This window comes from Dorea sp. 210702-DFI.3.17 (genome assembly GCF_020560825.1).
Taxonomy (GTDB): domain Bacteria; phylum Bacillota; class Clostridia; order Lachnospirales; family Lachnospiraceae; genus Dorea; species Dorea formicigenerans.
The window spans coordinates 1-425 of record NZ_JAJCNB010000093.1 but is presented as its reverse complement, the minus strand read 5'-3'; the positions used below and the strand labels follow the sequence as shown (position 1 = coordinate 425).

Genomic DNA, 425 nt, shown 5'->3' with positions numbered 1-425 from the left:
TTAGATGGTGTAAATAAGAAAAATGATGTAAATAATACAGCTTCTGAAGCACCTGAAAAAAATGTAAAAACTGAGTCTGAAAAGATTGATTTTTCTAAGGTAAAGGTAGAGCCTTTATTTGAGAAATTTGTTGATTTTGATACATTCAGCAAGTCAGATTTCCGTGCAGTAAAGGTTAAAGAGTGTGTTGCAGTACCGAAGTCAAAGAAACTGTTACAGTTTACTCTTGATGACGGAACAGGCACAGACAGAACCATTTTAAGCGGTATTCATAGCTTTTATGAGCCGGAAGAACTGGTTGGAAAGACGCTTATCGCTATCACAAATCTTCCACCGAGAGCTATGATGGGCATTGACTCTTGCGGTATGCTCCTCAGTGCTATTCATGAAGAAGAAGGCGAAGAAAAGCTTCATCTTCTGATGGT

At 38.1% G+C, this 425-nt stretch carries 1 protein-coding gene; it reads left to right on the top strand.

The annotated features are described in order from the left end of the window. The coding region (locus LI149_RS15090) for a hypothetical protein (protein ID WP_227143617.1) at positions 1–425 on the top strand (425 nt) is incomplete at both ends.